The sequence below is a fragment of the Neiella marina genome, from assembly GCF_002165625.1.
GTDB classification, from domain to species: Bacteria; Pseudomonadota; Gammaproteobacteria; order Enterobacterales; family Neiellaceae; genus Neiella; species Neiella marina.
In genome coordinates this window covers 54,174-77,299 of the sequence record NZ_NGNS01000003.1, presented here as the reverse complement: position 1 = coordinate 77,299, position 23,126 = coordinate 54,174, and the positions used below count along the sequence as shown (strand labels likewise).

Genomic DNA, 23,126 nt, shown 5'->3' with positions numbered 1-23,126 from the left:
TTAACCTGGTAAAAAAGGTACCGGTTTCTTTTTTAGTGCTACCTTTTAACCTGTTAAAGGCATTCTTAAAATTGCATTGTTCGAATAAAAATAAAGATTTATAGGTTAGGTAATGTCATGGTCGATAAGCAAATACAATTGCTGTGTGAAGAGCACGGTATAGAATCAAATTATGTCGATGCGTGGGGAAATCCCGCTACTGTTGTTCCAGAGAGCAAGGAGAAACTATTAGCTGCGATGGGCTACGCTGTTGATGACGCCGAAGCACTCGGAGAACAAATTCATCAAATGCAAATTCGTAAGTGGCAGGACCCGTTGGCTCCGGTTATTGTCAGTCGCGACTTGCATCAACTCCATTTTGAAGTGAGCGTTGCTCAACAACAAGTTTCTGCTCTCCTCAAATGGACTATTACGCAAGAAGATGGTGCCACTCATCAAGGCACGCTGACGCCGATTGAAGGTGAAAAAGTCGCTGAGTCGGAAGTCGATGGCGTCCTGTATCAGCGTTACGGCGTTTCTATTCACCAGCAATTGCCACTGGGCTACCACACGCTAACGTTGAGCAATGCCATTGACGAGGTGATAGCAGAAACATCTGTGATCGTCGCGCCACGGGCTTGTTTTACACCAGATACAGTGAAACAAGGGGCTAAGCTCTGGGGGCCAAGCGTACAGTTGTATTGCTTGCGTTCAACTCGTAACTGGGGTGTTGGTGATTTCACTGATTTGGAGTTTCTAATCCAACAAATTGGTGACAAAGGCGGTGATTTTGTTGGTTTGAACCCAATTCATGCGCTTTACCCATCGAACCCTGAGAGCGCTAGTCCATATTCACCTTCGAGCCGCCGCTGGTTAAACATTGTCTACATCGATGTGACTGCAATTCCAGAATACACGGCCTGCGATGCCGCCAAACAATTGGTCGATAGCGATGCGTTTAAACATCGCCTTGAATTACTTCGCGAAGCCCAATGGGTTGACTATACAGGCGTCATGGAAGCTAAACTCGAAGCGCTTGATTTGGTGTTCGAGACCTTCAAAGAGCAAGAGTTGCGCCGTAACACGAAGCGCGCTCGGGCGTTCCGTGAGTTTGTTAAAGCTGGCGGAGAGAGCTTGTTAGAGCAAGCTAGTTTTGACGCCTTACAACGTCAATTTATCAGCCAAGGTATGAATGCTTGGGGCTGGCCTGCGTGGCCAGAAGAGTACCAAGATTTCAGTAATGAAGCGGTCGCCAAATTCATCAAAAAAGAGAAGAGCAAAGTAGATTATTTTGCCTACTTGCAATTTGTTGCCGATGAGCAGTTGCAAGCGGCAAATAAAGTCGCAGTTGATGCAGGCATGAAGTTAGGTATTTACCGAGATCTAGCGGTCGGTGTCAGTGAAGGCAGCACGGAACTTTGGGCCAATAAATCACTCTATCTACAGGGTGCCTCTGTGGGCGCGCCACCAGATATTTTGGGGCCACTTGGACAAAATTGGGGATTACCACCCATTGAACCAGAAACAGCTCGTCAGCAAGCTTATCAGCCGTTTATCGATCTATTCCGCTCCAACATGCGTCACTGTGGTGCGCTTCGCATTGACCACGTGATGGCATTGCTACGCTTGTGGTGGATTCCAGCAGGCGAAACCGCCGATAAGGGAGCTTATGTTTACTACCCAATCGATGACTTGTTGGCCATTCTGGCGCTGGAAAGTGTCCGCAACGAATGCTTGATCATTGGTGAAGATCTCGGAACAGTGCCTGATGGTATTTTCGAAACATTGCAAGAAAATGGTGTTTACTCGTATCGCGTGTTCTTCTTTGAGCGCTCGAAAGAGGACGGTGGTTTCTATTCACCGCAACATTATCCCGTGCAGGCTATGGCGACGTTAACCACTCACGATATGCCAACGCTCAAAGGTTTCTGGCAATGCGATGACTTGTTGCTCGGTAAAGAGCTGGGACTCTATCGCGATGAAGAAGTATTGCGTAGTTTGTATGCTGACCGCCACGAGTCCAAGCAGCGTATTCTCGATAGTCTGCATGGCATGGGAACGATTCCTCAGAGTGTCTCTACCGATGTCAACTGGGTCGCGATGACAAAAGAGTTGAACTACGGCATGCAACTGCATTTAGCGGCGGGTAGTAGCGCATTGTTGGCGTTGCAACTTGAAGACTGGATTGAGATGGATAAACCCGTCAACGTGCCAGGCACCAGCAGTGAGTATCCAAATTGGCGTCGCAAATTGTCTCGTAACCTCGAAGAGATTTTCGCCGATACCGATATCGAAAGTTTACTCGCAGAACTAACAACAACGCGCGAGAGCGCGAATGGTGTAGGGCTCAAGTGAGCCCTATGATTTTGTGATATCAATGGTTAATTACCATAGTTATCAATAAAGTACGGGCTTTTCTCCGTCAACACGCTAATATTAGTGGCAATAGCCGGGCAGGGAGTCTGTTCGGTAGTTGTCACGAACACGGATATCAGGTGATTTAGATGCTATTAAACCAGCTACAACAGGCACAGTGTGCCAATCCATTCGGTCAGTTGGGGCTTCTTCCTGTGGAAGAAGGTCCTGGCTATGTCCTTAGGGTATGGCAACCACGCGCAACCAAGGTCACAGCAGTGGCTCTCAAGGGCAAAAGGGCGCCTGTTGAACTGGAATGTGTCGATGAAGATGGTTTGTTTGAGGCAGAGTTGCCAAAACTGACCAAGCCTTTTGCATACAAGTTGGTGGTTGAAGCTGGGGAACACGAGTATGAAATTGTCGACCCATACCAAATTCATCACCAAGCCATGTATCACGTTCATCACATGTATCAAGATGTCGCAGATGCTTATGATCACATGGGAGCGCAGTTCCAAACCGCTGAGGTTGATGGCGTTAGTATCGAAGGTGTGCGGTTTGCTGTTTATGCACCCAATGCCCAATCGATAAGCATTGTTGGCGACTTTAATGGCTGGGATGGCCGTTTCCATCCGATGCAAAAACTGGATAACGGCTGTTGGGGCTTGTTTATCCCAGGATTGCAAGCTGGTGAAAAATACAAGTACGAAATGAAAGATCCGCTCGGCAATCGATTACCGCATAAGGCCGACCCATACGGTTACCATGCTGATCAGTATCCATCTCATGCCTCTATCCTATATGATCACTCAAACTATCAGTGGAATGATAGCGATTGGCAGCGCAATAACCTCGACGATAAACGTTTCCGCGCAATGTCGATTTATGAAGTGCACTTAGGTTCATGGCGCCGGGTCATTGAAGAAGATGGTACCGAGCGGCCGCTGACTTATCGTGAACTAGTTGATGAGTTGATTCCTTACGTTAAAGACTTGGCATACACCCACATCGAATTGATGCCGGTTTCTGAACATCCATTTGATGGCTCTTGGGGTTATCAGCCTGTTGGCATGTTTGCACCGACGAGCCGCTTCGGTACACCAGATGATTTCAAGTATTTCGTTGACCAGTGCCACCAAAACGGTATCGGTGTCATTATTGATTGGGTACCGGCTCACTTCCCTGACGATAGCCATGGCCTCGCTCGTTTTGATGGTACCCATCTGTACGAATACTCTGACCCTCGTAAAGGCTGGCACCCTGATTGGAACAGCTGCATTTACGACTTCGGTCGAGACCATGTCCGCCAGTTTCTGGTAGCTAACGCTTTATTCTGGCTCGATCACTTCCACGTTGATGGCTTGCGCGTTGATGCCGTGGCATCAATGCTGTATCTGGATTACTCTCGTAAGGATGGCGAGTGGATACCTAACGTCGATGGTGGCAATCAAAACTATGAAGCCATTAGCTTACTTCGTTGGTGCAACGAAGAAGTCTACAAGCGATTCCCTCATGCGATGACCATTGCCGAAGAATCAACTGCATTCCCAGGCGTCAGTCGACCAACATTTAGTGGTGGCTTGGGCTTTGGTTTCAAGTGGAACATGGGTTGGATGCATGATTCGTTGTCATACATGGAAAAGGATCCGGCTTACCGCAAGTATCATCATGGTGAAATGACCTTCTCAATGATTTACGCCTATGATGAAAACTTCATCTTGCCGTTGTCCCATGACGAAGTGGTCCATGGTAAGAACTCGTTGCTCTATAAAATGCCGGGCGATGAATGGCAACAAGCGGCAAACTTACGCTGTTACACCGCGTTTATGTGGGGCCATCCGGGCAAAAAGCTAAACTTTATGGGCAACGAAATTGCCCAAGGCGCTGAGTGGAATCATTCTGCATCCTTGTCTTGGCACTTGCTTGATTTCCCGCGCCATCAAGGTCAACAAAATCTCACTCGGGCACTGAACAAGCTTTACCAAGCGGAGAACGCGCTGTTTGAGCTTGACGTCTCAGGTGAGGGCTTTGAATGGATATCGCACGAAGACGCTGAATACAGCACCATGGCCTTCGTCCGCAAAGCAAAAAGCACCCAAGACCAAGTTGTTGTCGTGTCCAACTTTACGCCGGTACCACGCGATAACTATCGCTTAGGTGTTAATGAACCGGGTGTTTATGAAGTGGTTCTCAACACTGACCAAGAAGAATTTTGGGGCTCTGGCTATGACGTTGCACAACGGATCGAGGCTGAGCCGCAAGAATGGCATGGTCGAGAGCAGTCAATTGCGATTAATTTACCGCCACTTGCAACAATTTTCTTGAAGCGGGTAGGTTGATCGTATTAACCTCCGTTTAAAAGCAAATAACACAATAAGAATGCCGCTATATGCGGCATTCTTTGTCTTACAGGTACCTTAATCTGTGAAAAAGGCTAACTCTCTTAAGGCTAGTTTTAGTGTTGGCAAGGGCAATGTCTTCCCGCTTGGCGCTACATTAACTGAAACTGGCTGTAACTTTGCTGTACGAGCGCCCGATGCGGCGCAATTGGCGATTTGTCTTTACGACCAAAACGAGCAAGAAATTTGCTGTGTGCCGTTGGAGCATCGCAGTGGTGACGTTTGGCACGGTCATATCGATGGCTTCAAAGCTGGAATGATGTACGGTATTCGCACCAAAGGTGAATATAAGCCGGAAGAAGGCTTGTATTTCGATGCCAACAAACTGCTGATTGATCCCTATGCAAAATCGCTGAACCGTGCACTCAATTGGTCGAATCGTCAATATGAAGGCGATAGCCAGACCATGATTCCTAAAGCTATCCCGGTGCATCCGGATGCTTTTGACTGGCAAGGTGCCGAAAAACCGAATATCCCAGATGCCGACATGATTCTTTACGAAGCTCATGTCAAAGGCATGACCTACCTACTGGATGAGATGCCACAAGACATTCGCGGTACCTACTTGGGCTTGGCGCATCCTGGTGCAGTGAATTACCTCAAGGAACTCGGTGTCACCAGTGTTCAGCTGTTGCCGGTTAGCACCTTTATGTCAGAGGCTTGGTTAGTCGACCGAAAACTAAGTAATTTTTGGGGCTACAACCCCATCAACTTTTTCGCCCCAGATCCCCGTTACGCGGTGGAAAATGCCTACGACGAATTCAAAGTCATGGTCCGTGAGCTGCATAAAGCAGGCATCGAAGTGATCCTTGATGTCGTGTTCAACCACACTGCAGAATCTGGTGGCGATGGACCAATATTGAGTTTTCGAGGATTGGATAATCGATCATCGTATTGGTTTGCACAGCACGAACACAAGGCTGATTACAACCACTACCTGAACCATAGTGGCTGTGGTAATGCAGTGAACCTCGATAACCCAGACACCCTTGCGTTAGTTCTAGATGCATTGCGTCATTGGGCAGTAGAGATGCAAGTCGATGGCTTTCGTTTTGACTTGGCCGTTACTTTGGGCAGAGAACCAGATGGATTCAAGTCCAACGGTGCATTTTTGAAAGCTGTTTACCAAGATCCGGTTCTGAGACATTGCAAGTTCATTGCCGAGCCTTGGGATGTTGGACTTGGCGGCTATCAACTCGGTCAATTCCCCAACAACTGGCTTGAGTGCAACGATCGTTATCGCGATTCGATGCGCTCGTTCTGGCGCGGTGATGCTGGCTATTTGGCAGACTTTGCCACTCGTTTAATGGGCTCTCGCGATATTTTCCATGGTCATCGTCGGCATCCTCATGCCAGCGTCAACTTTATTACTTACCATGACGGTTTTACGCTGCATGACTTGGTGACTTATGAGCAACGCCATAATGAAGCCAACCAAGAAAATTCGCGAGATGGTCATGGTCACAACATTTCCGCTAATTATGGCGTCGAGGGTGAGACTCCTGACCGCGCGATCAATAAGATCAGGCGTCGGCAACAACGTAATTTTATTGCTTCAATGATGTTGTCTCGCGGCGTCCCGCACTTACTCGCCGGGGACGAAATTTCTCGTACCCAGAAGGGTAACAACAATGCCTATTGCCAAGACTCAGATATTAGCTGGATCGATTGGCAATTGAGCAATGAGCAGTTAGACCAACTTAAATTTGTCAAACAGCTTATAAATCTGAGAAAATCCCACGCCATCCTCAATCGTCATTGTGTGCAGGATGATCCATTCTATCAAGGCAACAACCGAGTCAACGTCGACTGGTTGGCAGCTACCGGACGGGCGATGACCCATGCCGAATGGCATGACCCGGCAACACAAGCAGTTGCAACTTGGCTTAAGCCCGACCAAGCTGACGCAGAAGAACAACACCTGCTACTGATTTTCAACGCCAGTCAGTCAACCCAGGAATTTACTTTGCCTGCAAGTTGTCGCTGGAAAGTATTGATCGATACTGATGCTGAAGATGGAATTAAAAATGGTCGAATCCGCTCCAATCGCTACCTAGCCAAAGCGCGCTCAACGGTAGTGCTTGGCGGTCGGCCAATTAGTTAGGCAACGCAGAGTGCCTACCAACACTTCGCCGAATACTGCTATTCGGCGCATTATTATTGCTGGAACAAAAACGCTATGACTCAACAATGTGACATTGGCTTTATTGGCCTCGGTGTAATGGGTAAAAACCTGGTAATGAACTTGGCAGACCACGGTTACACCATTGCTGCTTTCGATCTTGACCAAGACAAAATTGAAGGTGTGTTAAAACAAGATGAATTAGAGCGTGGCGACAAGGCGCCGCGAATTGTTGGTTGTCATACGTTGGAAGAGTTGCTGGCTCACTCTGCTCAACCCCATTTAATCATCTTGTCGGTTCCAGCTGGCAAACCAGTTGATATCGTTTGTGAAAATTTGATGAAGGCTGGGTTGAAAACTGACGCTGTAGTGGTTGATACCGGCAACACCTTGTGGACCGATACAGTCGAACGTACGGCAAAATATGAAGGCCAGTTTACCTTATTCTCAACAGCCGTATCCGGTGGTGAGGTCGGCGCTCGTTTTGGTCCAGCGCTAATGCCTAGTGGCGATGCGGAGCAGTGGCAACGCCTCGCTCCGGTTTGGGAAGCGATTGCTGCAAAAGTTGATGCTAAAACCGGCAAGCCACTGGAATCATTTGTTCCTGGCCAGCCTGTCACCGAAGGTGAGCCATGTGCTGCCTACATAGGCCCTGCCGGTGCCGGTCACTACGTCAAAATGGTTCACAACGGTATTGAGTATGCTGATATGCAGCAAATCTGCGAAGCATACCAAGTCATGCGCGATGTTGCAGGTATGAGCTGTGATGAGATTGGTGATGTGTTCGCCGAGTGGAATCAAGGACCGCTCAATAGCTACCTGATTGAAATTAGCGCCGATATCCTAAAGCAAAAAGATCCGGCTACCGGTAAACCTGTGGTTGATGTGATTCAAGATACAGCTGGTCAGAAGGGCACTGGTTTGTGGACTGCGATCAGCTCATTGGAAGTTGGTTCTCCCAATCCATCGATTGCCCAGTCTGTGTTCGCTCGAGCCCTTAGCTCAATGAAACAAGAGCGCGTTGCGGCCAGTAAGGTGCTCAAAGGGCCACAACCTGAAGCGCTAAACGAGGAACAAAAAGCGCAGTTGATTGCGCAATTGCACGACGCCCTTTATTGTTCCAAGTTGTGTGTTTACGCCCAAGGCTTCCACTTAATGAAGCTTGCTGGTGAACAACAAGGTTGGGATCTCGATTTTGCCTCAATTGCTAAAATCTTCCGTGCTGGCTGTATCATCCGGGCTATCTTCTTGCAATCAATCACCGAAGCTTTTGAGCGCAACGGTGAGTTGGCCAACTTGTTGGTTGATCCATTTTTCGTTGAGCAGATTGAAGAGCGTCAAACGAACTGGCGTAAATCAATTGCTAACGCCATTATCAATGGTATTCCAACGCCAGTGTTTAGCGCATCTTTGGCTTATTACGATACCTACCGAAATGCTGTGGTACCTGCCAATTTATTACAGGCGCAGCGAGACTTTTTCGGTGCTCACACCTTTGAGCGAGTCGATCAACCGGCCGGAGAGTTTTATCACATTGAATGGAGCCAGCCCGAGCGCCAACAAGTTCGCGTGAAGTAACTCGCCAATTGGCCATGCCGTGGTGGCATGGCCTTGTTTTGTTGCGTAATATTTTAATCATTCCCGTTAACAACGCGATCCACCGATGAAAATTTGGGATTGTTATCCTGCATACCTTTGCCAGTCGATGCTGGTTGCTGAGCATCGTGAACTTCACGGCTTATTACAGATTGTTGAGCGTGGCCAAACGGTCAATCAATCCGCTGATCCATACATCGCCAGTTGGCTAGAACATCCTCACGCAATTGCTGCTCGGCATGAACAATTAGTCGAAGAAATGCGTTTACTGGATATTGAGCATAAAAGCCCTGTGACAACTAATGGCTCAGCTATTCAATGGCCTGCGATGAGCAGTGATATTGGCGTTGGCATTCAGTTTGAGCAACTTGCTGCCACCAGCGAAGATGCGCGGCTCAAGAGCCCGACAAAGCCAGATGAGTTGTTGCAACAAAATGCGCTGTCGATTATGGCCAGGGAGCCTTCGTTGTATAAGTATCTACAGCGGGAAAATCAAAGTGGCCGTTTGAAATTGATTGAAGTGCAACGAGAAGTCACAGAAGTGATCAGAAGGCCGGTACAAGTCGAATACTTAGAACGCGTCGTTGCCACTATGTGGCGTTATTGTGAGCAAGCGCCAGAGGCATTTACCTTTTCTAGTAACAGACGAGAACCGCGAAGAAAAATGAAGGCAATTCAATTTCTAGCCAGCAAATACAAGTGGCCAGAACTTTGGCAGACCACAGCATTGACTGATTTGGCATGCTGTCACATTGTTGAATAATTGCAATAGAGGTTGGTAGACAGATGGCTGTCAAAGACAAAAGCGAATTAACTGACGAGCAGTATCGCGTATGTTGGCAACGTGGCACAGAAGCGCCGTTTACCGGTGCCTTTTTACACCATAATGAAGCAGGCCAATATACCTGCTTGTGTTGCGGCAATCCGCTGTTCGATAGCGATGCTAAGTTTGATTCAGGGTGTGGCTGGCCAAGCTTTTATCAATCGATCGAGGGCTCGATTCGATACCTTGAAGATAATAGTCATGGTATGCGTAGGACCGAAGTTCGTTGCGCTAATTGTGATAGTCATTTGGGCCACGTATTTCCGGACGGCCCAGCTCCGACTGGTGATCGCTATTGTATCAATTCAGTGTCGTTGGAGTTTGACGACAACAGTTAACTAGCACTTAAAACGTATAACTGCGCTTAGCAACAAAATTACCTTCGGCTAAATCCTGGGCCAATTGTTCGGCAATTTTCTCTGCTGTTTGTTTGTCGCGAATGGTGAGCACATTGTCTTCTTCAAATTGCTGCAAGTTTACTGGTGCAATTTCTAATTTCTGTGTCACCAAAGTCCAAATATAGCTATGTCGATAATCTTCCAGCTGATAGGTGAGGGTTGCCAGCTGAGTAAAAATACTCTGATCCATCGAATCCGTATTGGGATAAAGCGATAACGCCTTAAGCAGCACCTCTATTGCTTTTTCTTGATCCCGTTGCGCGTAGTGGGCAGCAAGATTTAACTGCAACTCTGGCTTGTTGAGCAGATCGGTATCTTGATAAGAAATGTAGGTTTTATAAGCTTCTTTATCTTGGTTTCGAGTCCAGTGATACCAAAGTAGTTCTGGCATTTTGGCATTGCGGGTTTCTTCGTTCAAATCAAGCAGCATCTGTTCGGCTTTGATGTAACCTTCAACGCGTTGTGACTGACGGATTTTAAGTCGTTTCATTTCCACCTGAGCAGCTAACTCGATGCATGCTCGGTAGTCTTCCCAACCTATCAGTGCGTTGTATAGCGCAGGTTCAGAACGATTGGTGCTCTCTACTTGATAGTCGGCTTTAATAACCACATCGCGTTGTTCTTGACACCAGCCGTCACGGTTTAAACCTTGGCAAATATCTGGGTTGCGTTTACAAATACGCTTAATGCTGGGTTGAGTGTCGCATCCGACAATGAGCAGTGGAAATGCCAACAGCATCGAAACTACAAAGAGGCTCTGCTTGCCGCGAATCATAAGCGATCGAAATCCTTCGATAAATGTTCCTAAAGGCCCGAAGTATGACAGATTTGGGTAATAAAATGTCAAGCTTTACGGTCTGTTGTTTGTGACGATATTTGTTTTGTTGTTTACTGCAAAGAGGCGAGATGAAAAAGATTAAAGAAACATTGGGATCCGTGGCTGTTGTTTTGTTGGTGTTCGTCGCTATCCAATGGTATCGAGAACAACCTATGCTGGTGCAAGGCCAGCAATTAGCCCCTTCTGGACCTCTGCCGATATTGACTACAACAGGTGCTCAACTGGCGCAATCGCCATTGGCCCTAAACCAGAACAAAAAGCTACTGTATTTTTTTGCGCCTTGGTGCGGTGTATGCCGCCTATCAATGCCTGCGGTTGATGCCTTGGCCCAAGAGCATCCCGATGTTGACATTGTAGCTATCGCATTGTCTTATCAAAACGATAGTGAAGTGAGAAATTTTGTCGCCGATTTAGGACTTTCTCTACCGGTTTACCTGGGTAACGAAGTGGTGCAATCACAATTTCAGATATCGGTTTTCCCATCTTTTTATGTCTTGTCTGAGCAACTTGAGGTGATTGAACGAGGTGTTGGTTTTAGCACTAAAATAGGGCTTTCGTTGCGGCTCGGGTTGTGAATGGATCGGCACTAGGAAAACTTGGTCAAATAAGCATCAGAACGTTAAGTTACTTATTTGACGTTGATATTTCAGTTATCCACCAAGTTTGTGGATAACTATGTGAATTGTCATGAAGAGTTAAGCTCAATGCCGCATGGAATCGTGTCAATATGTTTTTTGAAATAGTTCGAAATAATTTTTTTATTTCATAAAAAACATAATCTTAGCCTTGTTGGTAATTTAACATTACTTAAATTGAACAAAAAGTGAACAGCAATTGGTTTGACAAATCCAGCCTGTGCATTCTTTTGGGGCGAATGCGCTAACAGAATGAAAATGGGGTACTTTCTTGACTAGATTTGACCTCATACGACTTTGTCGCCACGCAGCCCTTATCTTTAGTGCGTTAGACAAATTTAATTACGATTATTGTTTGGTGGTAGCGGCTGTTTTTCATAGAATGCTAGCCCCAAAAAGCTTGGATTAGCTCACAAAATGTCGACCTCTTCATCTGCCAATGATCTGCTTAATGGTGACTTGACCATTACCCTCAAAAAAATGACTGCTCCGGTTATCATTGGCATGATCACCATGATGACGTTTAACTTGGTCGATACCTTTTTTATTGGTCTATTGGGTACCCAACCACTGGCGGCGGTGAGCTTCACTTTTCCCGTCACTTTTGCAGTGATCAGCTTGTCGATTGGTTTGTCGATTGGCACATCAGCAGTGATCGCCAAAATCATCGGCCAGGGCGATCAGCAACAAGCGCGCACGTATGCCACTGCAGCACTCTATTTGTCGGCCATACTGGTTGCTTGTATTGCATTGGCTTTCTTCGCTTTTAGCAAGCAAGTATTTTTTGCCATGGGAGCAACGCAGAGCTCTTATGATTTATTGATGGAGTACATGACGGTTTGGCTCTGGGGCTGTGTGTTGCTGATATTACCGATGATATGCAACGCCATCTTTCGTGCCAACGGTGAGACCAAGTTACCCAGTTATGGTATGGCTGGCGCGGGCCTATTGAACGCCATCTTAGACCCGATTCTTATCTTTGGTTTGGGCCCAATACCGGCGTTGGGGATTCAAGGTGCAGCGCTGGCCAGTGTGATCTCCTGGTCTTGTGCATGCTTGCTAATTTTCTACGTTTTAGGGGCGCGACAAAAAAGAATTTACTTTTGGCCTCGTGATTTGATTGCAACCCTTGCCGCCAGTCGACAAATCCTCGCCATAGGCCTTCCCGCTGCCGGTGCTAACATGTTAACTCCGCTGGCCATGGCTGTGATGACGGCTATTGCTGCCAGTTACGGTGAGCCTGTGGTTGCGGCTCTGGGGGTGGGGAGCAGAATAGAGTCAATAGCAAGTATCGTCATACTCGCGCTGTCGATGACTTTGCCGCCGGTGATTAGTCAAAATTTTGGGGCGCGACAAATTCAACGAGCCCATGACGCATATCGAATTGCAGCAAAATTTGTCATTGTTTGGCAGCTTGTCATGGCGCTCGCGCTTGCTATCACTGCATATTGGTTAGCACAAGTATTCTCGTCTGACCCGGAAGTCCAGCAGGTATTGCGCTGGTACGTCGTGATTATGCCAATAGGGTATGGCCTGCAAGGTATTGTGATCTTGGCAAACTCGTCCTTTAACGCATTGCACAAACCGAATAATGCGCTGTTGTTAAGCATCATTCGCTTCTTCGTTTGTTACATTCCGCTCGCTTACATCGGTGGCATGCTAATGGGGGTGTATGGGTTATTCATTGGTAGTGTCATTGGCAACATTGTCACGGCGTTCATTGCGTGGCGGTGGATAAATGGTACATTTAGTCGCTTTGAGCAACATTCAAACGTAATGGGTGAGCCACAATTATGACTAAGGCGTTTGAGCTAGTTTCGAAATACCAACCAGCCGGTGATCAGCCGCAAGCAATTGCGGAGTTAATTGATGGCTTGGAATCGGGTTTAGCATGCCAAACATTACTTGGGGTGACCGGCTCAGGTAAGACTTTCACAATGGCCAACGTCATCGCGAATACCAATCGGCCAGCGATCATTCTGGCCCACAACAAGACCTTGGCGGCGCAGTTGTATGGTGAGATGAAAGAGTTTTTTCCCAACAACGCTGTTGAATACTTTGTTTCTTATTACGATTACTATCAACCCGAAGCTTATGTGCCGTCGACTGATACCTTTATTGACAAAGATGCATCGATAAACGAACACATTGAACAAATGCGTCTGTCGGCTACCAAAGCGTTGCTCGAGCGCCCAGACGTGATTCTGGTCGCTTCGGTATCGGCAATTTACGGCCTTGGTGATCCTGATGCCTACCTGAAAATGATGTTGCACCTACGGCGCGGCGATATTATCGATCAGCGGGCGATTCTGCGCCGCCTTGCCGAGTTGCAGTACACTCGCAATGACATCGATTTTCAACGCGGCTGTTATCGTGTTCGCGGTGAAGTCATTGATATCTTTCCAGCAGAATCGGACACCTATGCCATTCGAGTTGAACTATTTGACGACGAAATTGAACGGCTGAGTGAGTTTGATCCATTGACTGGGGCCGTTGAACGAGATTTGGCCCGCTTTACCGTCTACCCCAAAACCCACTATGTCACCCCACGTGAACGGATTCTGCAGGCCATTGACGATATCAAGGTTGAGCTGAAGTCGCGAAAGGAAGAGCTTCTCTCCGCTAGCAAGTTGGTTGAGGAACAACGGTTAAGTCAACGCACTCAGTATGATATTGAAATGATGCAGGAGTTGGGCTATTGCTCCGGTATTGAAAACTACTCGCGCTATTTGTCCGGCAGAGCACCGGGCGAGCCGCCTCCGACCTTAATGGATTACTTGCCTGATAACGCCTTGCTGATTATCGATGAATCCCATGTCACCGTGTCGCAGGTCGGCGCCATGTACAAAGGCGACCGGGCACGCAAAGAAAACCTCGTGACTTACGGCTTCCGATTACCATCGGCGTTGGACAACCGACCACTGAAATTCGATGAGTTTGAGAGCATTTCGCCGCAAACCATTTATGTCTCGGCTACACCGGGTCAATATGAGCTGGATAAGTCAGAGGGCGAGGTGGTTGAGCAGGTTGTTAGGCCGACGGGGCTTGTCGATCCAGAAATCGAAATCAGACCGGTCGCGACTCAAGTTGACGACTTAATGTCTGAAGTGCAGCTTCGAATCGATAAGCAGGAACGGGTGCTGGTAACCACCCTCACCAAGCGAATGGCAGAGGACTTGAGTGAATACCTCACCGAGCATGGTTACCGGGTGCGCTACTTGCATTCCGATATTGATGCCGTTGAACGCATGGAGATCATTCGTGATCTGCGCTTGGGAGAGTTTGATGTACTGGTTGGCATCAACCTGTTGCGGGAAGGGCTGGATATGCCGGAAGTATCGCTAGTAGCGATACTCGATGCTGACAAAGAGGGCTTTTTGCGCTCCACTCGCTCGCTTATCCAGACTATTGGTCGGGCGGCTCGAAACCTCAACGGCAAGGCCATTCTATATGCGGATAGAGTAACTGCAGCGATGAAACAGGCGATTGATGAGACTGAACGCCGCCGGGCCAAGCAGATTGCTCACAATGAAGCGAACGGTATCGTCCCGCAGGCACTCAACAAGAGTGTCACAGATATTATGGATATCGGTCAGCCATATCAGAAGTCAAAGAGTAAGAAGCTGGCGAGAGCAGCAGAGCCAGAGGCAGATTACAAGGCATTAATGAGCCCTGAGGCGATTATGGCGGAAATCACTAAGCTCGAAGGACAAATGTTCGAGCACGCCAAGGCGCTTGAGTTTGAAAAGGCTGCTGCGGTCCGAGACCAAATCCAACAACTGCAGCAAAAAATGATCGCGAGCTCTTAACCTATTGACATGACTCTGCCGAAATCATTGCAGCAGAGTCATGTGGCTTTCATCAGTGAATAGTGCCGGTTTCTACCAGTGATTTGAGCTTGTACAAGCCTAAATCAAATGATGGTCCTACCATCCCATCCATAAAGAGTGCCAAGTAAGGACCAAAAATAGGCGTGCTCACTTCGCCTTGCATGGTCCAAATTACTTTAATTTGGCCGCCGTCAAGTGGCTCATATTGAATGGCTCCCTGAGCTTTGTCTGCTTTCTGGTTAAACCAAATGTCGTAGCTGACCCCTGTTTGCTCATTGACCTGGGTGAACAGTAGTTCGCCGTTGCCGCTTTCTCCCTGCCAGCTTTGAAAAGCTCCCGGACCAGCGGTAATTGAGCCCAAGGTGACGGCCATCGTAGGATCAGCCTCAAGCCAAGGTGACCACACTTGCCATTGCTCTAAATCTTGAACATAAGCGTGTAGGGTGGCTAAATCTGCATCGACGATAGTAAATCGTTCTATTCGATAGTCTTTAGGTAAAAATAGCCCTGTGACCATAATGATGACCCACAGGCCGATGAGACTCTTTAAAATCAGTTTCACGCGTCGTTCCTTTGCGTTGGATAGTAGACGGCATGCTAACTAAATCCGGTACTGACAATCAACGAGATTTCAGTTGTTCTCCGGAGGTGACGCCACAATGGGCAAAAAGTTGTTGCCATTGCTTGCTATGAGCTTTGATCACTTCAACAAAGCGTTGCTGTTGATGTATTTGGTGAAAGCGCACTTGATAGTGACTTGGGGTGTTGGTAAGTAGCTTTAACATCAGCGGCGTTAAACGGTCGCTGGCTCGTTTGACTTCGCCCAGCAAAGGTTGAATAGTGCCGAGGTAATATTGGCCAAAGAAGGCTTTGGTTAGTTTGCTCGACCGGTTGTGTTGACCGTCATTGCACAGCTGCTGATTGGCCTGCAAAAGCGCACTGGACATTGACAAACTGGCTATGGCTTGGTGTTGACTGTGAAGTATTTGCGGCACCACATCAGAATGAAACAACACTTTGAGGTGTTGCTCAAACAAGTCTGAATCCCAGTTAAGCGCCGACAACTGGTTGTTATCTGATTGCGGGTTGGCCAACACAGCAATGGCTTCTGATACCGTGATCAGGTATTGCAATGCTTGCTCCACCGCGGTGATTTCGGAGTCACCTTGTTGACCAAAATCGAAATGAGAGTGAGCAGGTGTCACCAATTTGGTGAGTGCAGGCTCCTTTAACCACATATGTTGCCAAACTTGACGTAGCTGTTGACGTTTGTGACTGAGTAGCTCTAATAACAAATCTCGTGTCTCTGTTGGCTGCGTGTCAGACGCACATCGCATCAGAGCTTGTAGCATATCGATTTCGTAACTGAGTCGGACCGACGGCGATTGCACCCGCCCTAAGTTACTGTTGCGTTCGGCGAGACGATCATTGAGCTGACATGGCTTAAGTTGCCACCATTGGCGCACAGATAACTGGTAGGCCTGCATCGCGCTCGCGGTAGCGCGGCCAGAGAGCGGGGTTAATTCCAGTTCTAATGGTGTGAATGCAACCGGCTCGGTAGACAGTACACGAGCCAGTCGGTTGGGATAATCTTGCAGCAGATAATCTGAGTCCGATGCACGATATATAGTTAGTACGAGCCAGACGCCTGCCGCAAATAATGCCAACAGGACCATGGCTTTGACTGCTGCAGAAGTTAGCTTAGTTGCCATTCTGGGTTTGCGAACAACTTGCGACGGCAATAACGCAGACGCAGCGATAGCAACACAGCGGCTGCGGTGAGACCAACACAGAAGCCGATCCAAAAACCATATGGGCCCATCGCTGGCACAATGATGTCTGTCATAGCCAGTACGACGCCTACCACCAAGCCACAACACCAGTATGCAAACAATGTGATGTACAAAATACCTTTTGAATCCTTAAATGCTCGCAACGCACTCACTCCAATTACTTGGATGGTATCGGACAACTGATACACAGTCGCCAACACCAAAAGGCTAGTGGCAAGCTCAATGACTGCCGCATCATTGGTGTATACATCAGCAATCAGATGCCTAAAAATTAATGTAAACGAAGCCGTGCAGGCGACTAGTGCCAAACCGACTCCAAGCCCTGTTTTGTACGAGAAAAAGCAGCCAGTTGGATCGCGCTGCCCCAATCGATAGCCCATGCGAATGGAGATCGCCATGCCAAGTGACATCGGTAACATGAAAATAATCGAGCTGAAGTTAAGTGCGACCTGATGACCGGCAACGACGGTCGCTCCCATCGGTGCTAGCAGCACTGCAACGACGGCAAATAAGGTCACTTCAAAGAAAAATGCCAACGCCATCGGAAAGCCAATTTTGAATAATGCCAACATCGCAGACCAATTGGGTCCTTGAATCGCCGACAACAAATGGTAAGGCCGATAAAAGTGATGGTACCGTACGCATAGCAACATGCCTGCAAACATCAGCCATTGAACAATTGCAGTTGCAACACCACAGCCAGCACCTCCCATTGCCGGAGCGCCCCAAGCGCCATAGATAAAGGCGTAATTCAGCGGGATATTGAGTAGCAAGCCGAGTACGCCAATCCACATGCTCGGCTTGGTAAAGGATAAGCCCTCTGAGGTATTGCGAAGCACCAAGTAGCCAGCGAAACCTGGAGCCCCCCAAATCACTGCATCGAGATAGCCATAAACCAACGACTCCAGGTCGGCTTCTACCGTCATCTGAGCCAAGATCATTGGTGCCAATTGCACCAATAGCATGGCACCTATGGCACATATCAGCGCCAGCCAGCCGGACTGCCACATATCGTTTGGTACTTTATCAGGCTGTTGTGCCCCTAAATGACGAGAAATAATCGGCGGCAATGCCATCAATACGCCCATCACCAACAATATGGCAGGAAACCAAATACTGTTAGCGACAGCGACCGCCGCCAAATCAGTGGCACTGACTTGACCTGCCATCATTGCATCGATAAAGCCCATCAAAGTAGCGGCTACTTGCGCGGCGACAATGGGCGCAGCGAGACGCACGAGATGGCTGACTTCAGCGCGCCGTGAATAGATTTTGCTTGATTGCATACTACCTTGAATCCAAACGAAAGCGGGCCTGAGGGCAGGCCAGATGAATATGATAAGCTTGGCGCCAAGTTTATCAGAAGGGGGCGCTATGTTTACCGGAATTGTGCAAACAAAAGGGACAGTATTGCGAGCTGATGTCATTGATCAAGTGATGCAACTTGAAATCCAATGGCCTTCGGCCGATATGCTATCCGGCTTGGCTTGCGGTGCCAGCATCGCCGTTAATGGCGTTTGTTTGACCGTTGTATCATTTGACCACAATGTGGTTCGTTTTGATGTCATTGATGAGACGCTGAGGCTGACCAATTTAGCGGCGCTTAATTCTGGGGATGCGGTCAACCTTGAGCGAGCGGCGAAATTTGGCGATGAAATTGGTGGTCATTTGTTATCTGGTCACATTCATTGCCAAGCCGAGCTGATCGGGCGCGAGGAGAGTGCAGGCAATTTAGCGCTGCAATTAAAAGTCGCCACCAAACATCAGAAGTATATTCTGAGCAAAGGCTACATCGCCGTTGATGGCATCAGCTTAACCATTGGTGAGCAAGTCGACCAAGGCCAATTTAGCCTCCACCTAATTCCTGAAACAAGGACAATCACCACTATTGGGGACAAGCCTGTCGGCAGTTTGTTCAACATCGAAATAGACAGTCAGACCCAAGCCGTTGTCGATACAGTTGAGCGAATCCTAGCGGCACAACGCAATAGTGGCCGATAGCGCAATTAATAGTACTGTTCATCATCTGCATCGATGGTCACACGAGCTTGTTGCTCGATATCATCATAATCCAATCGGACATGATAGCAGGTACAGCAGTTGGGGCAATCATCGTAATAATCTTGGCTGCCGCGCGAGTAATCGAGATCGATCACAAAGGAGTGGCCACAGGTAGGGCAACTGATACCGCGTCTGGTTAAGTCCATACCGAACTCCTGAGCTTGTCAGCATGTTGAGCGAGAGGAAATAACTATTGCCTATTAAAAACTAGACCAAACTAGCGCCACCATCCACCGCTAAGATCTGGCCAGTAATGTAGTTCGCCGTGGTTAAAAACATCACAGCATTGGCGATGTCATTCGGTGCGCCGAGTTGTTGCAGTGGTATTTCCTTCACACGCTGCTGCTGTTGCTCGGGCGTCATTGTTTGCGGCCACAAAATGGCTCCTGGAGCGATGCCATTAACCCGTATGTTCGGTGCCAGCTCCAACGCTAAACTCTTCGTTAAACTGGCTAGTGCAGCCTTAGCCATGCAATAGACCGCGTGGTTGCGATAGGGTTTGGTGGCGTGGATATCAATCAGGTTGACGATCGAGCCCTGACTTTGGTTGAGCAATGGAACAAGCTGCTGGCTGAGTAACAATGGCGCTTGGGCATTGATCGCCATCAGATCGTGAAAATTGTTGAGGTCACATTGGCCAACTGTAGTTGGATAGAAGTTCGATGCGTTATTGACCAGCACATCTAAACGGCCGAGCTTGTTGCTGACAAAGTCAGCTAGTTGTTGATAAGTGTCGGGTAACGACAAATCTCCGCCGATCAAAGACGCGCTATTTGCCCGTTGTTGGTTGAGCGAATGGACTAATGCGAACGCGTCGGTTTCAGCGCGGTTGTAGTGTATAACGACATGATACTGCTGCTGATGAAAAAGCAGCGCTATTGCTTTACCAATGCGTTTGGCGGCGCCGGTAATAACAACAACTGGTTGCGTTTGTGTCATGGTTAGAAATCAAAGCCTAACTGCGACAGCAACGTCTGATTAACCTGCTCTAAGCTCGTTACCTTGGTATCGGCGATACCATATTGTGGCTTTTCAAAACTGATCTGCGGAGGTACTGCGATGGCTGTCATGCGAGCTGCTTTGGCTGCCGTTAAGCCGGTGACTGAATCTTCGATGGCCAAGCAGTCGAGCGGGTCGACTCCCAATGCTGCGGCACAATCGAGATAGACCTGCGGATGTGGTTTGCCGTAAGGCAAGATCTCCGCACTATTAACGGCATCAAATTGACCTTCGATACCAAGTCGCTCAATCACATTGTCTGCCATGCTGAGCGGTGAACTGGTGGCTAAGCCAACGGTTATCCCTTGTTCTTTGATCAACTGAAGGAGGGCGTGGAAACCGGGCAGCGCCTGGCCCTGTTGACTAACTAGTTGATTTACTCGCGCCAACATTTCGTCGACTAGGACTTGTTTTGGAGTGTCACAGCGATATTGCTTAAACCAATAATCGACCACCAGATCGATTCTCAATCCCATGGTTTGAAGCGTCATGTCTGCGCTAACCGGAACACCGTAGCGCTGGAAAACTTCAACTTCCGCCTGTTGCCAAAACGGCTCAGAGTCGATGATGACGCCGTCCATGTCAAAAATGATTGCTTGCATGTTTTTGCTCAGTAAGTCAGTGAAGGAGAGGGCTGGTACTAGCTAGCCCTCGATAATCATTACTGCTCGTTACAGATAAGAGCAACAGTAATCGGTGAGAGATTCAACCTGAATATCAAACGACGAGTTGGCTGGAACATCAAATGACTGGCCTGCAGCAACCGTTAACCATGAGGTAGCACCGGGCAATTTAACCTGCACTGTACCGGCGAGGATTTCCATTAGCTCTGCGGCTTCGGTACCAAAAGTGTACTCACCAGGAGCCATCAGCCCCAAAGTCTTTTTACTGCCGTCAGCAAACAAAACGGTGCGACTCGATACCTTGCCGTCGAAATAGATATTGGCTTTTTTGATGATTGAAACATTATCAAATTGGCTCACAAAACTGCTCCTTGCTAATTCAGGGTGAGGGTTATTGTTGTTTGATTGGTATTGGTGAGGTTTTCTCCAATACGGCCCTGCTTATACCCTGATTAGCCAAAAAATGCCATTAGCTGGCCGAAGCGAGCAACGAAAAACGAAACTCAGAGCCAACGTTTTGTTCTGAAATAACCTCAATGCTGGCTTGGTGAAGTTGCAATATTCGCTTGGTAATAGCTAGGCCTAAGCCACTATGAATCCGCTTGCCATTGGCACTATTGCTGGCGCGAAAATGAGGCTCAAAAATATGGGCTAACTCGCTTTTGGGGATGCCACAACCAGTATCAATGACGGCAACTTCAAGCTTGTCGCCGCGGGCACTGAGTTGGACCGAAATAGTATCGCCATGGTCGCAGTGACGAATAGCATTATCGATAAGATTGGTAAACACCCGTTCTAAGCGCTGGATGTCGGCCGTGACCATCAGTGATGGATCTTGTGGCGACACACTAATCGACACTTGTTTTTCGAGCGCCTGCAAGTGCAGTTTTTGAATCACATCCTGAATCAGTTCAGCGATTGCCACCGGCTCTAAGTTCAGGGTGACGTTATCGCCATCGAGGTGGGCCAGCTCAAAAAGTTGCTCCACCAACTGGCTGGTTTTACGTGCATTATCCAAGGCAATTTGAATCAGCTGTTGGCTTTGCTCGTCAGTCAGTTGTTGGCGCTTTAGTTGCCAAGTTTCAAGATAGCCCTGTAAAGCGGCGAGCGGCGTTCGTAAATCATGAGAGACGTAGGAAACCATCTCGCGCCGCAATTGGTCGGTGCTTTGGACCTTACGATATTGGCGATCGAGTGTCGCTGCCATGGTGTTAAAGGCAGTGCCAAGTTTCTGGATCTCATCGTTAGAGTCCTGTTGCCATTTATTGACTGCCGTCATACCGCGTTCGAAACCATGGCGCTGTAATGCCATCATGTCGTTGGCTAAACGGCGCAACGGTCGAGTTAACAAGGCAAAAATCAATAACACCAACAACAGACTAAAAGTCAGCGTCAACGCAATCCCCCAAACGCCCAAGGTCATGATTTTGCTGTTGCGGATAACATCGGCAATATTGTCGTATATTTCACCACCAATAATGATGTACAGGTAGCCTTTGAGTTGTTCGTTTTCGTAGATTGGGGCAGCAGAAAATATTTTCTGTTTGAGTGGGTTACGTGGGTCGTCGCCGAGAATCGGCATGGGCGATTGTTGGGCGATGAACTGCTCGACTTGGGTCAAATCAATGTGTTCTCGTTTGACCTTGCCAGGCTCGGCTGAGTAGGTCAGTACTTTGCCTGCTGGGTCAATAATGTAGAACTCAAAGCGAGGCCCTAAAATCATCATGGTGTGGAATGCTTGTTTAATGGCTTTCTGGTTTAAGTCGCCTTGCACAAACAACTCAGTGTCATGAACTAAGTGCTCTGCCAGCTGGGCATGGAGCTTTTGTTCAACCTCTTGTTGATAACGGCCTGATACATTGTGCGCAAGCAATAATAGCAAAGCACCGATGACGACAAAGCAAATCAGTACGGCAATGGCTAGCTTGCTGTAAAAAGAAGATAAAAATTTACTCATCATTGAATTTGTAGCCCACGCCCCACACCGTGATCACATATTGCGGTTGCGATGGATTGGCCTCAAGTTTGGTCCGAAGACGGTTAATATGAGAGTTCACTGTGTGCTCATAACCTGAATGTTTGTAACCCCATATTTGATCGAGTAATTGAGTGCGGCTAAACACCATGCCGGGGCTGCTCGCCATGTGATACAACAAATCAAATTCTGTCGAGGTCAACTCAATGACTTTGCCATGGCAACAGACAATTCGTTTGGCGCTATCAATGCTCAGTGCGCCAAACGTCAATTTGGCAGCAGCAGGCGTTTGTTGCGCTGCTTGATTCATTGCCATTCGTCGCAGCATTGCCTTTACTCGGGCTTGCAATTCCCGAACACTAAATGGCTTAGTCAGATAGTCATCCGCACCCATCTCAAGGCCTACCACACGGTCAGCCTCGCTATCCCGAGCGGTGACCATCAAGATTGGTGTGGCATTTTGCTGAGCACGGAGATCACGACAGATCTCTAGGCCATCTTTTTCCGGCAACATTAAATCCAATACGATCAAATCGTAAGCATCTTGCTGGGCGCGGCGCCAGCCGCTTGAGCCATCTGAACAGCTATCTACCTGATGATTTAAGTCTTGCAGGTTCATGCTGATCAGCTGATTAATGTCATGGTCATCTTCTATTACCAGAATACGAGCGTTCATCGCCGCTGCTCCCTGTTGCTGTGG

At 48.1% G+C, this 23,126-nt stretch carries 20 protein-coding genes; 10 read left to right on the top strand and 10 right to left on the bottom strand.

Annotated features, from left to right (window positions below):
• Nucleotides 1-117: 117 nt before the first annotated feature.
• The 6 genes from malQ (at nucleotide 118) to msrB (ending at nucleotide 9,612) form a co-directional block, all read left to right on the top strand.
• Nucleotides 118-2,334, top strand: coding sequence for a 4-alpha-glucanotransferase (gene malQ / locus CBE68_RS03750; RefSeq protein WP_087504725.1), 2,217 nt, complete (start codon nucleotides 118-120; stop codon nucleotides 2,332-2,334).
• 149 nt (nucleotides 2,335-2,483) lie between these two features.
• Nucleotides 2,484-4,673 (top strand): 1,4-alpha-glucan branching protein GlgB, encoded by a 2,190-nt coding sequence (gene glgB / locus CBE68_RS03745; RefSeq protein ID WP_087504724.1) that lies wholly within the window; start codon nucleotides 2,484-2,486, stop codon nucleotides 4,671-4,673.
• 85 nt (nucleotides 4,674-4,758) lie between these two features.
• Entirely contained in the window at nucleotides 4,759-6,837 is a 2,079-nt protein-coding gene (glgX, locus tag CBE68_RS03740; RefSeq protein ID WP_087504723.1) for a glycogen debranching protein GlgX, read from the top strand.
• Nucleotides 6,838-6,912: 75 nt separating this feature from the next.
• Nucleotides 6,913-8,433, top strand: a complete 1,521-nt coding sequence (gndA, locus tag CBE68_RS03735; protein WP_087504722.1) for an NADP-dependent phosphogluconate dehydrogenase — start codon at nucleotides 6,913-6,915, stop codon at nucleotides 8,431-8,433.
• Nucleotides 8,434-8,518: 85 nt separating this feature from the next.
• Nucleotides 8,519-9,214 (top strand): pyrimidine dimer DNA glycosylase/endonuclease V, encoded by a 696-nt coding sequence (locus tag CBE68_RS03730; RefSeq protein WP_143824480.1) that lies wholly within the window; start codon nucleotides 8,519-8,521, stop codon nucleotides 9,212-9,214.
• A 23-nt stretch (nucleotides 9,215-9,237) separates the two neighbouring features.
• Entirely contained in the window at nucleotides 9,238-9,612 is a 375-nt protein-coding gene (gene msrB / locus CBE68_RS03725; RefSeq protein WP_087504720.1) for a peptide-methionine (R)-S-oxide reductase MsrB, read from the top strand.
• 7 nt (nucleotides 9,613-9,619) lie between these two features.
• Here the strand turns inward: msrB and CBE68_RS03720 are convergent, their stop codons facing one another.
• A complete protein-coding gene (locus CBE68_RS03720) occupies nucleotides 9,620-10,447 on the bottom strand; it encodes a DUF2989 domain-containing protein (protein ID WP_087504719.1) in 828 nt (275 codons plus the stop codon).
• Nucleotides 10,448-10,578: 131 nt separating this feature from the next.
• On the opposite strand from CBE68_RS03720, the gene CBE68_RS03715 reads away from it, so the two are divergent.
• From CBE68_RS03715 to uvrB, 3 genes are all read left to right on the top strand, one after another.
• Nucleotides 10,579-11,085: a redoxin family protein gene (locus CBE68_RS03715; RefSeq protein ID WP_087504718.1), complete on the top strand. Its 507-nt coding sequence runs from the start codon at nucleotides 10,579-10,581 to the stop codon at nucleotides 11,083-11,085.
• Between the two features lie 477 nt (nucleotides 11,086-11,562).
• Entirely contained in the window at nucleotides 11,563-12,942 is a 1,380-nt protein-coding gene (locus tag CBE68_RS03710; protein ID WP_087504717.1) for an MATE family efflux transporter, read from the top strand.
• Nucleotides 12,939-14,954, top strand: a complete 2,016-nt coding sequence (uvrB, locus tag CBE68_RS03705; RefSeq protein WP_087504716.1) for an excinuclease ABC subunit UvrB — start codon at nucleotides 12,939-12,941, stop codon at nucleotides 14,952-14,954. Before CBE68_RS03710 ends, uvrB begins: the two co-directional genes overlap by 4 nt.
• A 52-nt stretch (nucleotides 14,955-15,006) precedes the next feature.
• Here uvrB and CBE68_RS03700 read toward each other — a convergent pair whose 3' ends face one another.
• The 3 genes from CBE68_RS03700 to CBE68_RS03690 are packed head-to-tail and all read right to left on the bottom strand — an operon-like array spanning nucleotide 15,007 to nucleotide 18,054.
• Entirely contained in the window at nucleotides 15,007-15,537 is a 531-nt protein-coding gene (locus CBE68_RS03700) for an SRPBCC family protein (protein ID WP_087504715.1), read from the bottom strand.
• 58 nt (nucleotides 15,538-15,595) lie between these two features.
• On the bottom strand, nucleotides 15,596-16,687 hold the full coding sequence (locus CBE68_RS03695; protein WP_087504898.1) for a DUF3080 family protein: 1,092 nt from the start codon (nucleotides 16,685-16,687) through the stop codon (nucleotides 15,596-15,598).
• A complete protein-coding gene (locus CBE68_RS03690; RefSeq protein WP_087504714.1) occupies nucleotides 16,672-18,054 on the bottom strand; it encodes an MATE family efflux transporter in 1,383 nt (460 codons plus the stop codon). The genes CBE68_RS03695 and CBE68_RS03690 overlap by 16 nt, the downstream gene beginning before the upstream one ends.
• An 88-nt stretch (nucleotides 18,055-18,142) precedes the next feature.
• On the opposite strand from CBE68_RS03690, the gene CBE68_RS03685 reads away from it, so the two are divergent.
• Entirely contained in the window at nucleotides 18,143-18,769 is a 627-nt protein-coding gene (locus tag CBE68_RS03685) for a riboflavin synthase subunit alpha (RefSeq protein ID WP_087504713.1), read from the top strand.
• A 5-nt stretch (nucleotides 18,770-18,774) separates the two neighbouring features.
• Here the strand turns inward: CBE68_RS03685 and CBE68_RS03680 are convergent, their stop codons facing one another.
• From CBE68_RS03680 to CBE68_RS03655, 6 genes are all read right to left on the bottom strand, one after another.
• Nucleotides 18,775-18,975 carry a CPXCG motif-containing cysteine-rich protein gene (locus CBE68_RS03680; protein ID WP_087504712.1) on the bottom strand — a complete coding sequence of 67 codons (201 nt, stop codon included), beginning with the start codon at nucleotides 18,973-18,975 and terminating at the stop codon, nucleotides 18,775-18,777.
• 61 nt (nucleotides 18,976-19,036) lie between these two features.
• Entirely contained in the window at nucleotides 19,037-19,768 is a 732-nt protein-coding gene (locus tag CBE68_RS03675) for a pteridine reductase (RefSeq protein WP_087504711.1), read from the bottom strand.
• Between the two features lie 2 nt (nucleotides 19,769-19,770).
• Complete coding sequence (gene hxpB / locus CBE68_RS03670) at nucleotides 19,771-20,430, bottom strand: hexitol phosphatase HxpB (protein WP_229744637.1); 660 nt, start codon at nucleotides 20,428-20,430, stop codon at nucleotides 19,771-19,773.
• Between the two features lie 69 nt (nucleotides 20,431-20,499).
• Nucleotides 20,500-20,811, bottom strand: a complete 312-nt coding sequence (ppnP, locus tag CBE68_RS03665) for a pyrimidine/purine nucleoside phosphorylase (RefSeq protein ID WP_087504709.1) — start codon at nucleotides 20,809-20,811, stop codon at nucleotides 20,500-20,502.
• Between the two features lie 109 nt (nucleotides 20,812-20,920).
• Nucleotides 20,921-22,411, bottom strand: coding sequence for a sensor histidine kinase (locus CBE68_RS03660; protein ID WP_087504708.1), 1,491 nt, complete (start codon nucleotides 22,409-22,411; stop codon nucleotides 20,921-20,923).
• A complete protein-coding gene (locus CBE68_RS03655) occupies nucleotides 22,401-23,102 on the bottom strand; it encodes a response regulator transcription factor (protein ID WP_087504707.1) in 702 nt (233 codons plus the stop codon). The genes CBE68_RS03660 and CBE68_RS03655 overlap by 11 nt, the downstream gene beginning before the upstream one ends.
• Between the last annotated feature and the right edge of the window lie 24 nt (nucleotides 23,103-23,126).

Excerpts from the sequence above, each read along its gene's own strand:
- malQ (WP_087504725.1), top strand. The coding sequence starts at position 118 with ATGGTCGATAAGCAAATACAATTGCTGTGTGAAGAGCACGGTATAGAA.
- glgB (WP_087504724.1), top strand. The coding sequence starts at position 2,484 with ATGCTATTAAACCAGCTACAACAGGCACAGTGTGCCAATCCATTCGGT.
- gndA (WP_087504722.1), top strand. The coding sequence starts at position 6,913 with ATGACTCAACAATGTGACATTGGCTTTATTGGCCTCGGTGTAATGGGT.
- CBE68_RS03730 (WP_143824480.1), top strand. The coding sequence starts at position 8,519 with ATGAAAATTTGGGATTGTTATCCTGCATACCTTTGCCAGTCGATGCTG.
- msrB (WP_087504720.1), top strand. The coding sequence starts at position 9,238 with ATGGCTGTCAAAGACAAAAGCGAATTAACTGACGAGCAGTATCGCGTA.
- CBE68_RS03720 (WP_087504719.1), bottom strand. The coding sequence starts at position 10,447 with ATGATTCGCGGCAAGCAGAGCCTCTTTGTAGTTTCGATGCTGTTGGCA.
- CBE68_RS03715 (WP_087504718.1), top strand. The coding sequence starts at position 10,579 with ATGAAAAAGATTAAAGAAACATTGGGATCCGTGGCTGTTGTTTTGTTG.
- CBE68_RS03710 (WP_087504717.1), top strand. The coding sequence starts at position 11,563 with ATGTCGACCTCTTCATCTGCCAATGATCTGCTTAATGGTGACTTGACC.
- uvrB (WP_087504716.1), top strand. The coding sequence starts at position 12,939 with ATGACTAAGGCGTTTGAGCTAGTTTCGAAATACCAACCAGCCGGTGAT.
- CBE68_RS03695 (WP_087504898.1), bottom strand. The coding sequence starts at position 16,687 with ATGGCAACTAAGCTAACTTCTGCAGCAGTCAAAGCCATGGTCCTGTTG.
- CBE68_RS03690 (WP_087504714.1), bottom strand. The coding sequence starts at position 18,054 with ATGCAATCAAGCAAAATCTATTCACGGCGCGCTGAAGTCAGCCATCTC.
- CBE68_RS03685 (WP_087504713.1), top strand. The coding sequence starts at position 18,143 with ATGTTTACCGGAATTGTGCAAACAAAAGGGACAGTATTGCGAGCTGAT.
- CBE68_RS03680 (WP_087504712.1), bottom strand. The coding sequence starts at position 18,975 with ATGGACTTAACCAGACGCGGTATCAGTTGCCCTACCTGTGGCCACTCC.
- CBE68_RS03675 (WP_087504711.1), bottom strand. The coding sequence starts at position 19,768 with ATGACACAAACGCAACCAGTTGTTGTTATTACCGGCGCCGCCAAACGC.
- hxpB (WP_229744637.1), bottom strand. The coding sequence starts at position 20,430 with ATGCAAGCAATCATTTTTGACATGGACGGCGTCATCATCGACTCTGAG.
- CBE68_RS03660 (WP_087504708.1), bottom strand. The coding sequence starts at position 22,411 with ATGATGAGTAAATTTTTATCTTCTTTTTACAGCAAGCTAGCCATTGCC.
- CBE68_RS03655 (WP_087504707.1), bottom strand. The coding sequence starts at position 23,102 with ATGAACGCTCGTATTCTGGTAATAGAAGATGACCATGACATTAATCAG.